Annotated in this window: 12 protein-coding genes; 8 read left to right on the forward strand and 4 right to left on the reverse strand. The window is 70.1% G+C overall.

All coding sequences use genetic code 11. The features are described from left to right. Positions 1 to 40 precede the first annotated feature (40 nt). Both AB0M87_RS01545 and AB0M87_RS01550 read right to left on the reverse strand, forming a co-directional pair. Positions 41 to 334: an MTH1187 family thiamine-binding protein gene (locus AB0M87_RS01545; RefSeq protein WP_365849203.1), complete on the reverse strand. Its 294-nt coding sequence runs from the start codon at positions 332 to 334 to the stop codon at positions 41 to 43. After that, positions 331 to 675, reverse strand: coding sequence for a DUF3817 domain-containing protein (locus AB0M87_RS01550; protein ID WP_365849204.1), 345 nt, complete (start codon positions 673 to 675; stop codon positions 331 to 333). Before AB0M87_RS01550 ends, AB0M87_RS01545 begins: the two co-directional genes overlap by 4 nt. 169 nt (positions 676 to 844) lie before the next feature. Here AB0M87_RS01550 and AB0M87_RS01555 point away from each other — a divergent pair, with 169 nt between their 5' ends. From AB0M87_RS01555 to AB0M87_RS01570, 4 genes are all read left to right on the forward strand, one after another. Further along, positions 845 to 1,483, forward strand: coding sequence for an AIM24 family protein (locus AB0M87_RS01555; RefSeq protein WP_365849205.1), 639 nt, complete (start codon positions 845 to 847; stop codon positions 1,481 to 1,483). Further along, positions 1,483 to 2,133, forward strand: a complete 651-nt coding sequence (locus AB0M87_RS01560; RefSeq protein WP_365849207.1) for an AIM24 family protein — start codon at positions 1,483 to 1,485, stop codon at positions 2,131 to 2,133. Before AB0M87_RS01555 ends, AB0M87_RS01560 begins: the two co-directional genes overlap by 1 nt. Then, positions 2,130 to 2,921: an AIM24 family protein gene (locus AB0M87_RS01565; protein ID WP_365849209.1), complete on the forward strand. Its 792-nt coding sequence runs from the start codon at positions 2,130 to 2,132 to the stop codon at positions 2,919 to 2,921. Before AB0M87_RS01560 ends, AB0M87_RS01565 begins: the two co-directional genes overlap by 4 nt. Before the next feature lie 106 nt (positions 2,922 to 3,027). Continuing rightward, positions 3,028 to 3,501, forward strand: coding sequence for a MarR family transcriptional regulator (locus tag AB0M87_RS01570; RefSeq protein WP_365849211.1), 474 nt, complete (start codon positions 3,028 to 3,030; stop codon positions 3,499 to 3,501). Positions 3,502 to 3,525: 24 nt separating this feature from the next. Here AB0M87_RS01570 and meaB read toward each other — a convergent pair whose 3' ends face one another. Together meaB and AB0M87_RS01580 are read right to left on the reverse strand one after the other, a co-directional pair. Continuing rightward, positions 3,526 to 4,494: a methylmalonyl Co-A mutase-associated GTPase MeaB gene (meaB, locus tag AB0M87_RS01575; RefSeq protein WP_365849213.1), complete on the reverse strand. Its 969-nt coding sequence runs from the start codon at positions 4,492 to 4,494 to the stop codon at positions 3,526 to 3,528. 126 nt (positions 4,495 to 4,620) lie between these two features. Next, positions 4,621 to 5,826: an acetyl-CoA C-acetyltransferase gene (locus tag AB0M87_RS01580; protein ID WP_365849215.1), complete on the reverse strand. Its 1,206-nt coding sequence runs from the start codon at positions 5,824 to 5,826 to the stop codon at positions 4,621 to 4,623. Positions 5,827 to 5,983: 157 nt separating this feature from the next. Here AB0M87_RS01580 and mce point away from each other — a divergent pair, with 157 nt between their 5' ends. From mce to AB0M87_RS01600, 4 genes are all read left to right on the forward strand, one after another. Further along, on the forward strand, positions 5,984 to 6,433 hold the full coding sequence (gene mce / locus AB0M87_RS01585; RefSeq protein ID WP_365849216.1) for a methylmalonyl-CoA epimerase: 450 nt from the start codon (positions 5,984 to 5,986) through the stop codon (positions 6,431 to 6,433). A 169-nt stretch (positions 6,434 to 6,602) separates the two neighbouring features. Next, positions 6,603 to 10,334: a polarized growth protein Scy gene (gene scy, locus AB0M87_RS01590; RefSeq protein WP_365849218.1), complete on the forward strand. Its 3,732-nt coding sequence runs from the start codon at positions 6,603 to 6,605 to the stop codon at positions 10,332 to 10,334. Positions 10,335 to 10,448: 114 nt separating this feature from the next. Beyond that, entirely contained in the window at positions 10,449 to 11,384 is a 936-nt protein-coding gene (locus AB0M87_RS01595; RefSeq protein ID WP_365849220.1) for a cellulose-binding protein, read from the forward strand. Positions 11,385 to 11,570: 186 nt separating this feature from the next. Next, on the forward strand, positions 11,571 to 12,536 hold the full coding sequence (locus AB0M87_RS01600; protein WP_365849221.1) for an ABC transporter ATP-binding protein: 966 nt from the start codon (positions 11,571 to 11,573) through the stop codon (positions 12,534 to 12,536). Positions 12,537 to 12,538: the final 2 nt, after the last annotated feature.

The raw sequence follows: 12,538 nt of genomic DNA on the forward strand, positions 1-12,538 counted from the left end.
CAGCCCCGTCTCGCCCCTCGGTCGCCGGGGGTGGACCAACTTATTCGGCGAGGTGCCGCTCGACGGTCGCGACCTTGGACGTCAGGCCGTCCGTGACGCCCGGCCTGATGTCCGCCTTGAGTACCAGCGAGACACGCGGTGAGCGTTCCTCGACCACGGCGACGGCGCGCTTGACCACCGCCATCACCTCGTCCCACTCACCTTCGATCGAGGTGAACATGGCGTCCGTGCGGTTGGGGAGCCCCGACTCCCGTACGACACGGACCGCATCGGCGACATACTCGCCGACGTCCTCGCCGACGCCGAGCGGGGAGACCGAGAAGGCGACGATCACGACGTGACCACGCCCTCGCGGCGGGCGCGGGAGGCGATGACCGCGTCCTCGGCTTCGCGGCGCAGCTTGCGCTCGGCGAAGAAGCCGCCGGTGGGCAGCACCGAGAGCACGAAGTAGAGGATGCCCCTCTTCGCGGACCACTTGGTGCGGTTCCAGGCGTCCGCCCAGAAGAGCACGTACAGCACGAAGAGCACGCCGTGCACCATGCCCATCACCGGCACCGCGTTGAAGTCCGTCGTCCGCTTGAGCACGGAGCAGACGAGCAGCAGCAGGAACGAAACCGCCTCGGGGGCGGAGACCAGACGGAGGCGGCGGATTGCGGATGCGGTCTTGATGTCCACGGAGGAAACCTTCGGCAGCGGGCGACGGGGGGCCGGCGGGTGCGTGATCTTGTGAAAGTACGCACAAGCTTGCCCCATTGTGTCAGCCCCGCTTCTCAGGGGTCTTTCAGGGTGGATGCAGGACCCCGGCACGATGTTCGTAGCCCTTCCTTCCCGTTACCTTCGATCCGTGGCTCAGTTCCGACTCCAAGGCAGCAAGGTCCTCGCCGTCGACCTGACAGGCGATGCCGTCAAAGCGAAGAACGGTTCGATGATCGCTTATGACGGCCGGATGACCTTCAAGAAGATGTCCGGCGGAGGCGAGGGTCTCCGCGGCATGGTGACCCGGCGGCTCACCGGCGAGCAGATGACGGTGATGGAGGTGCGCGGAGAGGGGACCTGCTACTTCGCCGACCGGGCGACCGAGATAAACCTCGTCTCCCTGAACGGCGAGAAGCTCCACGTCGAAGCGAGCAATCTCCTGTGCACGGACGCGGGACTGCGCACCGGCACCACCTTCACCGGGCTGCGCGGCGCCTCCCAGGGCAACGGCCTGTTCACCACCACGGTCGAGGGAGCGGGGCAGGCCGCCATCATGTCGGACGGGCCCGCGGTGGTGCTGCGGGTGAGCGAGCGGTACCCGCTCCAGGTCGACCCCGGCGCCTACATCGCGCACACCGGCAACCTCCGGCAGCACTTCCAGACCGGCGTCAGTTTCCGGACCTTCATGGGCGAGGGCTCGGGCGAGTCCTTCCAGATCCGCTTCGAGGGCGAGGGGCTCGTGTACGTCCAGCCCAGCGAACGCACCACCGTCGGGGGCGATGTCTGATGCCGTTCAACGAGATCAACTCGAAGGTGGTCGAGGCGGTGGTGGCGCCCGGGCAGAAGATGTTCAGTCAGCGCGGCGCGATGCTCGCCTACCGGGGCGAGGTCACTTTCACGCCGAACATCCAGGGCGGTCAGGGCGGCATGATGTCGATGATCGGACGGCGGGTGGCCAATGAGGCGACCCCGCTGATGACGATCGAGGGCAACGGCACGGTGATGTTCGGGCACGGCGGCCATCACATCCAGGTCATCTCGCCGGCCGGCGACACCCTCTACGTGGAGGCGGACCGGCTGCTGGCGTTCGACGGCACCCTCCAGCAGGGCATCATGTTCATGGGCTCGCAGGGCGGGGTCATGGGGATGGTGCGCGGCCAGGTCACCGGTCAGGGGCTCTTCACCACCACGCTGAAGGGCCACGGCTCGGTGGCGGTGATGGCGCACGGCGGGGTGGTGGAACTGCCGATCACCCCGCAGCGGCCCGTGCACGTCGATCCGCAGGCGTACGTCGCGCACCACGGGGACGTGCGCAACAAGCTCTCCACCGCGCTCGGCTGGCGCGACATGGTGGGGCGCGGCTCGGGCGAGGCGTTCCAGCTGGAGCTGTCGGGCAGTGGCGCCGTGTACGTACAGGCCTCGGAGGAAAAACTGTGACCGGACCCGTGGTCTTCGACCCGATGACGCTGCCGGCCAACGACAACGTCAACAAGTACACCTTCTGCGTGGAGCTCACGGGCAGCCAGTGGTTCCTGCAGAAGGGCAAGATGATCGCCTACTACGGGCGGATCCAGTACGACGGTTTCGGCCACGGCCGGTTCGATCATCTGCTGCGCAGCAGTTTTCACTCCCCGATGCACGCCCAGGACTGGGTGGTGGCGGAGGGTTCGGGAAAGATGCTGCTCGCGGACCGCGCCTTCGATGTGAACTCGTACGACCTGGAGGACGGCAACCTCACGATCCGTTCCGGGAACCTGCTGGCCTTCGAACCGTCGCTGGCCCTGAAGCAGTCGATCGTGCCGGGCTTCCTGACGCTGATCGGGACGGGCAAGTTCGTGGCCGCTTCCAACGGGTCCGTCGTCTTCATGGAACCGCCGGTGAGGGTGGATCCCCAGGCGCTGGTGGGGTGGGCGGACTGTCCTTCGCCCTGCCATCACTACGACCACGCGTACCTGACGGGCGTGCTGGGCGGCATCCGGTCGCTCACCGGGCTCGGGGGCACATCCGGCGAGGAGCACCAGTTCGAGTTCGTGGGAGCGGGGACGGTGCTGCTGCAGTCGACGGAGGTGCTGATGCCGGAGCAGCCGTCGGCGGCGGTTCCCCATGAACCCGGCGTCCCCGGTGGTCAAGGGCCCGGTGGTCAAGGGCCCGGTTCCGGCCAATCCGGCGCCTCACCGAGGCTTCCCGGCCAGCTTGGGGATCTTCAGCGTCGCTTCGGCCTGTGAGCGGTAGCCTGCGGAGTGTAACGTCGAACACCTGAGCCCCGGCCGGTCGTCGGCGCTCAACCCCCCATGTTTGTCCGATATTCAACTTCTTAGGTAGAATTCCCATATGCAGACCGAGACGGCCACCCGCTGGCTGAGCGACGCCGAGCAGTGCGCCTGGCGCACCTACCTGGACGTCAACAGGCTACTCACGTACCAGATGGAGAAGGATCTTCAACCGTTCGGCCTGACCATGAACGACTACGAGATCCTGGTCAATCTGTCGGAGGCGGACGAGAAGCGCATGCGGATGAGTGATCTCGCCGCGGCCACGCTCCAGTCCAAGAGCCGCCTCTCCCACCAGATCACCCGGATGGAGAAGGCCGAACTGGTCCGCAGGGAGAACTGCGAGTCCGACCGACGCGGGCTGTTCGCCGTCCTCACCGACCTCGGTGACGAGACCATGCAGAAGGTCGCGCCGCACCATGTGGCATCGGTGCGCCAGCACTTCATCGACATGCTCTCGCCGGAGGCGCTGGCGGGTCTGCGCGAGTCGCTGACGCCGGTCGCGGAACAGCTGCGCGGGCGACGGCAGGGATAACCGGCCCGGTGGAGGGCCAGGAGGTCAGCCTCCCGCCGTCACGCCCTCCACCAGGGCGTCCGCCGCCGCGTACGGGTCCAGCTCACCGGCCACGATCCGCTCGGCCAGCGCGCCGAGCCGCCGGTCGCCCCGGAGATCACCGATCCGCTCGCGGAGCGCGGTGACGGCGATCGTCTCGACCTCGTGCGCCGCACGCGCACGACGCCGTTCGGCCAGCACACCGCGCTCCTCCATCCACGCCCGGTGCTTCTCCAGCGCCTCGACGACCTCGTCGGTGCCCTCGCCGCGGGCGGCGACCGTCTTGACGATCGGCGGGCGCCAGTCGCCGGGCGTACGGGACTCTCCGAGGCCCAGCATGTGGTTGAGCTCCCGGGCGGTCGCGTCCGCGCCGTCCCGGTCGGCCTTGTTGACCACGTAGAGGTCGCCGATCTCCAGGATCCCCGCCTTGGCGGCCTGGATACCGTCGCCCATGCCGGGGGCGAGCAGCACGACGGAGGTGTCGGCCTGCGAGGCGATCTCCACCTCGGACTGGCCGACGCCGACCGTCTCGACCAGCACGATGTCGCAGCCGGCCGCGTCCAGTACCCGGATGGCCTGTGGAGCGGCCCAGGCCAGGCCGCCGAGGTGGCCTCGGGTGGCCATCGACCGGATGTAGACGCCGGGGTCCGACGCATGGTCGGACATCCGGACCCGGTCGCCGAGCAGTGCTCCGCCGGAAAAGGGGGAGGACGGGTCGACGGCGAGCACACCGACCCGCTTGCCGGCCCGCCGGTAGGCGGAGACCAGCGCCGATGTCGAGGTCGACTTGCCGACCCCGGGTGAACCCGTGAGACCGACGACGTAAGCGCCGCCGGTCAGCGGAGCGAGCCGCGCCATCACCTCGCGCAGCTGCGGGGACGCCCCCTCCACCAGCGAAATGAGCCGGGCGACGGCTCGCGGCCGGCCCTCGCGGGCCTGCTCGACCAGGGTGGGGACGTCCACGTCCACGTTCACGGCTCCGATCAGTGTGTTCGGTCAGTCAGTGTGTTCGGTCAGTCAGTGTGTTCGGGCAGCTCGGCCGGGTGGCCGGGGTCGGCCGGGCAGCCGGGTGGCCGGGTGGCCGCGAGGGCCGGGCAGTCATCAGTTGCCGGGCACCCGCAGGATCAGTGCGTCACCCTGTCCGCCGCCACCGCACAGCGCGGCCGCACCGACACCGCCGCCGCGTCGCTTCAGTTCGAGAGCGAGGTGCAGGACGATCCGGGCGCCGGACATGCCGATGGGGTGGCCGAGAGCGATGGCGCCACCGTTGACATTCACCTTTTCCGGTGAAACGCCGAGGTCCTTCATTGACTGCACGGCGACCGCCGCGAAGGCCTCGTTGATCTCGATCAGGTCCAGCTCGGCGACGTCCAGGCCCTCCTTGCCCAGCGCGTGCCGGATGGCGTTGGAGGGCTGGGACTGCAGCGAGTTGTCGGGGCCCGCCACATTGCCGTGCGCGCCGATCTCGGCGATCCAGTCCAGGCCCAGCTCCTCGGCCTTGGCCTTGCTCATCACCACGACCGCCGCCGCACCGTCGGAGATCTGCGAGGAGGTGCCGGCCGTGATGGTGCCGTCCTTGGCGAAGGCCGGGCGCAGCTTGCCGAGGGACTCGGCCGTGGTCTCCGCCCGGATGCCCTCGTCCTGCGAGCAGACGACCGGCTCACCCTTGCGCTGCGGGATCTGGACCGGGGTGATCTCGGCCTCGAAGAGGCCGTTCTTCTGCGCCGCGGCGGCCCGCTGGTGCGAGGTGGCCGCGAACTCGTCCTGCGGGGCGCGGTCGATGCCCAGGCGGGTGTTGTGCTTCTCGGTCGACTCACCCATCGGGATGGACTCGAAGGAGTCGGTCAGCCCGTCGTGCGCCATCGAGTCGAGCATCCCGATCGCGCCGTACTTGTAGCCCTCGCGGGACTTCGGCAGCAGGTGCGGCGCGTTGGTCATGGACTCCTGACCGCCTGCCACCACCACATCGAACTCACCCGCGCGGATCAGCTGGTCGGCCAGCGCGATGGCGTCCAGGCCGGACAGACAGACCTTGTTGACGGTGAGCGCGGGGACGTTCATGGGGATGCCCGCCTTGACGGCGGCCTGGCGTGCCGGGATCTGCCCCGCCCCGGCCTGGAGCACCTGGCCCATGATCACGTACTGCACCTGGTCGCCGCCGATTCCGGCGCGGTCCAGGGCCGCCTTGATGGCGAATGCGCCCAGGTCGGCGCCGGAGAAGGACTTCAGCGAGCCGAGGAGCCGGCCCATCGGGGTCCTTGCTCCTGCGACGATCACGGAGGTGTTGCTGTTGTTCGTTCCGGACATGAGGCTCGGCCCCTTGGATGAGAGTGCGAGTGAGGGTGGGTGGTGAGTGAACGATGGTTTACCTGAATGTACTGAGCGGTACGCCGCTCGTCACCGCTCTGCCGATGTGATCGCGCGCACGTTGCGTAACCACGTGTCGGCACGCTGCACTGGGGGCATGCTGACGCGAATCGACCACATCGGGATTGCCTGCTTCGACCTTGACGCGACTGTCGAGTTCTACCGGGCGACATACGGTTTCGAGGTGTCCCACACCGAAGTCAACGAGGAGCAGGGCGTCCGGGAGGCCATGCTCAAGATCAACGATACGTCCGACGGCGGTGCCTCCTATCTCCAGTTGCTGGAGCCGACCCGGGAGGACTCCGCGGTGGGCAAATGGCTGGCCAAGAACGGCGAGGGTGTGCATCACATCGCCTTCGGCACCGCGGACGTGGACTCCGACTCGGAGTCCATCCGTGACAAGGGCGTACGCGTGCTGTACGACCAGCCACGCATCGGCTCGATGGGCTCGCGCATCACGTTCCTGCATCCCAAGGACTGCCACGGCGTCCTGACGGAACTGGTCACCGCGTCCACTCCGGACTCATCGGCTCCCAAGGAGCACTGACCTCTGGATACCCGGGCCGGTAGAGTGGGTAACTCCGGTCCGGGGCCGGATCCGGGGCCTGTGACCCATGCCTCGCCGATGATCTGACACCATTCCCCCGGGGGCCCGTCTTCGAGGCGGTGCTCGTTCGGGAAGAGTGTTGCGACCAGGGGACGGATGGGACCGCGCAGTGCGGGGCTACGAACGCCAGGAGAGCCACCGGGCTGAAGACGACCATCTCTCGCGGTTCGAGGCCGAGATGGACCGGCTGAAGACCGAGCGGGAGAAGGCAGTCCAGCACGCCGAGGACCTCGGTTACCAGGTCGAGGTGCTGCGCGCCAAGCTCCACGAGGCGCGACGCAACCTGGCGTCCCGTCCTGCCTACGACGCGGCCGATGTCGGGTACCAGGCCGAGCAGTTGCTGCGGAACGCGCAGATCCAGGCCGACCAGCTGCGCAGCGACGCCGAACGCGAACTGCGCGACGCCCGGGCGCAGACGCAGCGCATCCTCCAGGAACACGCCGAGCATCAGGCCCGCCTCCAGTCCGAGTTGCACAGCGAGGCCGTCACCCGTCGCCAGCGTCTCGACCAGGAACTCGCCGAGCGCCGGCAGACCGTTGAGTCGCATGTCAACGAGAACGTGGCGTGGGCCGAGCAGCTGCGGGCCCGTACCGAGGCCCAGGCCCGCCGGCTGATGGACGAGACCCGCGCGGAGGCCGAGCAGGCGCTGGCCGCCGCCCGCGCCGAGGCGGTCCGGCTGGCCGACGAGGCCCGCCAGCGGCTGGGATCGGAGGCGGAGTCGGCCCGTACCGAGGCCGACACCATTCTGCGCCGGGCCCGCGCCGAGGCCGAGCGGCTGCTCAATGCCGCCGCCACCCAGGCGCAGGAGGCCACCTCCCACGCGGAAGAGCTGCGCACCGCCACGACCACCGAGTCCGACCAGGTGCGCCAGCAGGCCGCCGAGCTCAGCCGCACCGCCGAGCTGCGGGTGCAGGAGGCGGAGCGCGCGCTGCGCGAGGCCCGCGCCGAGGCCGAGAAGGTCCTCACCGAGGCGAAGGACTCCGCGAGCAAGCAGCTGGCATCCGCCGATTCGGTCAATGAACAGCGCACCCGGACGGCCAAGGCGGAGATCGCCCGCCTGGTCGGCGAGGCCACCAAGGACGCCGAAGCGCTGAAGGCCGAGGCCGAGCAGGCTCTCGCCGACGCCACGGCCAAGGCGGAGCGGCTGGTCGCCGAGGCGGCCGAGAAGGCCCGTACGGTCGCGGCCGAGGACGCCGCGGCCCAGCTCGCCAAGGCGGCGAGGACCGCCGAAGAGGTACTGACCAAGGCGTCCGAGGACGCCAGGTCGACCACCGGGGCGGCCGCCGCGGAGGCCGAGCGGATCCGCCACGAGGCGGAGGCGGAGGCGGAGCGGCTCAGCAACGAGGCCGCCGAGTCAGCGGAGCAGCTCAAGGGCGCGGCGAAGGACGACACCAAGGAGTACCGCGCCAAGACGGTCGAGCTGCAGGAGGAGGCGCGCAGGCTGCGCGGCGAGGCCGAGCAGCTGAGGTCCGACGCGGTCGCCGAGGGCGAGCGGATCCGCGGCGAGGCCCGCCGGGAGGCCTTGCAGCAGATCGAGGAGGCGGCGCGGACCGCCGAGGAGCTGCTGGCCAAGGCGAAGGCCGACGCCGACGAGGTCCGCTCCGGCGCCACCACCGAGTCCGAGCGGGTACGCGCCGAGGCCATCGAGCGCGCCACCACGCTGCGCAAGCAGGCCGAGGAGACCCTGGAGCGCACCCGCGCCGAGGCCGAGCGGCTGCGTGGCGAGGCGGAGGAACAGGCCGAGCAGACCACCGCCAGGGCCGAGGAGACCGCCCGCGAGCTCCGCGAGGAGAACGAGCGCGGCATAGAGGGCCGCAGGGCCGAGGCCGCCGAGGACCTGAACCGGCTGCACACGGAGGCCGAGCAGCGGCTGGCCGGCGCCGAGACGGTGCTGTCGGAGGCCCGCGGCGAGGCCGAGCGGCTGCGCAGGGAGACATCGGAGGAGACCGAGCGGCTGCGGACCGCAGCCGCCGAGCGGATCAGCGCCCTGCAGGCGCAGGCCGAGCAGGAGGCCGAGCGGCTGCGCGACGAGGCGGCGGCCGACGCGTCGCAGGCCCGCGCCGAGGGCGAGAACATCGCGGTACGGCTGCGCAGTGAGGCGGCGGCGGAGGCCGAACGCCTCAAGTCCGAGGCACAGGACAGCGCCGACCGGGTCCGGGCGGAAGCGGCGACGGCCGCCGAGCGGCTGGGCAACGAGGCGCAGGAAGCGCTCACGGCAGCCCAGGAGGAGGCCAACCGGCGCCGCCGCGAGGCCGACGAGCTGCTCACCGCTGCCCGCGGCGAGGCCGAGCAGGAGCGCGCCCAGGCCCGCGAGCAGAGCGAGGAGCTGCTGGCCTCCGCCCGCAAGCGGGTGGAGGAGGCGCAGACCGAAGCGGCGCGGCTGGTCGAGGAGGCGGACCGCAGGGCGAGCGAACTGGTGTCGGCGGCCGAGCAGACCGCCCAGCAGGTGCGGGATTCGGTGGCCGGGCTGCAGGACCAGGCCGAGCAGGAGATCGCCGGGCTGCGCTCGACCGCCGAGCACGTGGCGGAGCGTACGAAGACGGAGGCGCAGGAGGAGGCGGACCGGGTCCGCTCCGATGCGTACGCGGAGCGGGAGCGTGCCTCCGAGGACGCGAGCCGGATCAGGAGCGTCGCCCAGGAGGAGGCGGAGGCCGCCAAGGCACTCGCCGAGCGCACGGTCACCGAGGCGATCACCGAGTCCGAGCAGTTGCGCGCCACCACCGCCGAGTACGCCCAGCAGATGCGGACCGAGGCGTCGGACGCGGTCGCCGCGGCGGAGCAGGACGCGGCCAAGGCACGCGCCGAGGCCCGTACGGACGCCAACCGCATCCGTACCGAGGCGGCGGGCCAGGCCGACCGCCTGATCACCGAGGCCACCGGCGAGTCGGAGCGGATGCGCGCCGAGGCCGCCGAGACCGTGGGATCGGCCCAGCAGGCCGCCGAGCGGATCCGGTCGGAGGCCCAGCGCGTCAGGACGGAGGCCGAGGCCGCCGCCGAACAGCTGCGCGCGGAGGCCCAGGCGGAGTCCGACCGGGTGCTCGACGAGGCCCGTCAGGTGGCGGCCAAGCGCCGCGCCGACGCAGCCGAGCAGGCGGACCAGCTCATGGCGAAGGCCCAGGAGGAGGCGCTGCGCACCGCCACCGAGGCCGAGGCCCAGGCGGACCGGATGGTCGGCGCCGCCCGCAAGGAGGCCGACCGGATCACCGCCGACGCCACGGTCGAGGGCAACACGCTGGTCGAGAAGTCGCGCACGGACGCCGATGAGCTGCTGGTCGGCGCGCGCCGGGACGCCACGGCGATCCGGGAGCGTTCCGAGGAGCTGCGCGAGCGGGTCACCGCCGAGATCGAGGAGCTGCACGAGCGGGCCCGCCGGGAGAGCGCCGAGCAGCTGAGATCGGCGGGCGAGCGGGTGGACAACCTGTTGAAGGCGGCGGCCGAACAGAAGGCGGAGGCCGAGCAGCAGGCCAAGGACATCGCGGCGGACGCCGCTTCGGAGGCCGCATCGGTCCGTATCGCCGCGGTCAAACGCGCCGAGTCGCTGCTCAAGGAGGCCGAGCAGAAGAAGGCCGAACTCGTCCGGGAGGCGGAACGGCTCAAGAGCGAGGCGGCGAGCGAGGCGGACCACCTCGTCGAGGAGGCCACCCACGAACACGATGTGCTGATGCGCCGTCGAGCGGACATTCAGGCCGAGATCTCCCGTGTCCAGGACGTACTTGAAGCGTTGGAGTCCTTTGAGGCGCCGAACGGAAACGGCAAGGCGGCGGCCGGCGGCGCGGGCGCCGTCAAGGCGGGTGCCGCGGCAGGGGGAACTCGCTCGAGTGGCAAGCCATCTGAGGGCTAGCCACTCAAAAGGCTGGACATTCTCCAGATCAAACGGGCATCCGCTCGATGACACGCTGCTTCGGCCCCTAGGATTCCCCCTATCACCTCACCGGTCTCATTCGACAGGATCCCCATGAGCGACACTTCCTCCCCATTCGGCTTCGAGCTCGTGCGGCGTGGTTACGACCGCGGTCAGGTGGATGACCGCATTACCAAGCTCGTCGCCGACCGTGACAGCGCCCTGGCACGGATCACCTCTCTGGAAAAGCGCATCGAGGAACTCCACCTCGAAACTCAGAACGCCCAGGCCCAGGTCAACGACGCGGAGCCGTCGTACGCCGGTCTCGGCGCGCGCGTCGAGAAGATCCTCCGTCTCGCCGAGGAGGAGGCGAAGGATCTCCGTGAGGAGGCCCGCCGCGCCGCCGAGCAGCACCGCGAGCTCGCCGAGTCGGCCGCTCAGCAGGTCCGTAACGACGCCGAGTCGTTCGCGGCCGAGCGGAAGTCCAAGGCGGAGGACGAGGGCGTCCGGATCGTCGAGAAGGCCAAGGGCGAGGCGTCCACGCTGCGCTCGGAGGCCCAGAAGGACGCGCAGTCCAAGCGCGAGGAGGCGGACGCCCTCTTCGAGGAGACCCGCGCCAAGGCCGCTCAGGCCGCCGCGGACTTCGAGACGAACCTGGCCAAGCGCCGCGAGCAGTCGGAGCGTGACCTGGCTTCGCGTCAGGCCAAGGCCGAGAAGCGACTGGCCGAGATCGAGCACCGCGCCGAGCAGCTCCGCCTGGAGGCGGAGAAGCTGCGCACCGACGCCGAGCGCCGGGCCCGCCAGACGGTGGAGACCGCCCAGCGCCAGGCCGAGGACATCGTGGCGGACGCGAACGCCAAGGCCGACCGCATCCGCAGCGAATCGGAGCGCGAGCTGGCGGCGCTCACCAACCGCCGCGATTCGATCAACGCCCAGCTGACCAACGTCCGCGAGATGCTGGCCACGCTGACCGGTGCCGCGGTGGCCGCGGCCGGCACCCCGGACGAGGAGCCGGCCACCCGTGGGGTTCCGGCGCAGCAGACCCGCTGAGCCCACGTTGCCCTCCCCCGAGGCTGCGTGAGCCCGAGTGCGTGTCCGGGCGCCGTTCGTCGCAAGCCCCCCGTCATGTGTAGTGGCGGGGGGCTTGGCGTGCCCTAGGGTGATGTTCATGCTGCCTCGGCCCGGTGGGGTCGAGGGGGCCGGGGCGACACACTCGATACGACGAGGCGGAACGTAGTGATCGAACTTTCGGGGCTGACCAAACGCTACGGCGACAAAATCGCCGTCGACCAGCTGTCCTTCACCGTACGGCCGGGCATCGTGACCGGTTTTCTCGGGCCGAACGGCGCCGGCAAGTCCACCACCATGCGGATGGTGCTCGGCCTGGACAGCCCGACACGGGGCGACGTCCGGATCGACGGCAAGCATTACGCTGACCTCAAGGAACCACTGAAGTACATCGGGGCTCTGCTCGACGCCAAGGCCATGCACGGCGGGCGCACCGCGTACAACCATCTGCTCTGCCTGGCGCAGAGCAACGGCATTCCGACGTCCCGGGTCGGCGAGGTGCTGGAAACCGTGGGCCTCTCGGCGGTGGCGAAGAAACGTGCCAAGGGTTTCTCGCTCGGCATGGGCCAACGCCTGGGTATCGCCGGGGCTTTGCTCGGTGACCCGGAGATCCTGATGTTCGACGAGCCGGTGAACGGGCTCGACCCCGAGGGCATCCACTGGATCCGTAACCTCATGAAGACCCTGGCGTCCCAGGGCCGCACCATCTTCGTCTCGTCCCACCTGATGAGCGAGATGGCGCTCACCGCGGACCACCTGGTCGTCATCGGCCAGGGCCGGCTGATGGCCGACACCTCGATGGCGGACTTCATCGCGCAGAACTCCCGGTCCTACGTACGGCTGCGCTCCCCGCAGCGGGAGCAGCTGCTCGACGCGCTGCGGAGCGGCGGTTTCCGCGCGGTCGATGCGGGGGACGGCTCGCTCGAAGTGGACGGCGCCGAAGCGGCTCAGCTCGGTGAACTGGCGGCCGAGCACCGGCTCGTCCTGCACGAGCTGAGTCCCCAGCAGGCCTCCCTGGAGGAGGCGTTCATGCAGCTCACCGCGGAATCGGTGGAATACCACGCACATGACGGAGTCACCCCGGACCGGCCACAGCATCCGGCCTGGGGCGTCAACCCGCAGAAGGGGGCCTGACC

The organism is Streptomyces sp. NPDC051320 (genome assembly GCF_040682175.1).
Taxonomy (GTDB): domain Bacteria; phylum Actinomycetota; class Actinomycetes; order Streptomycetales; family Streptomycetaceae; genus Streptomyces.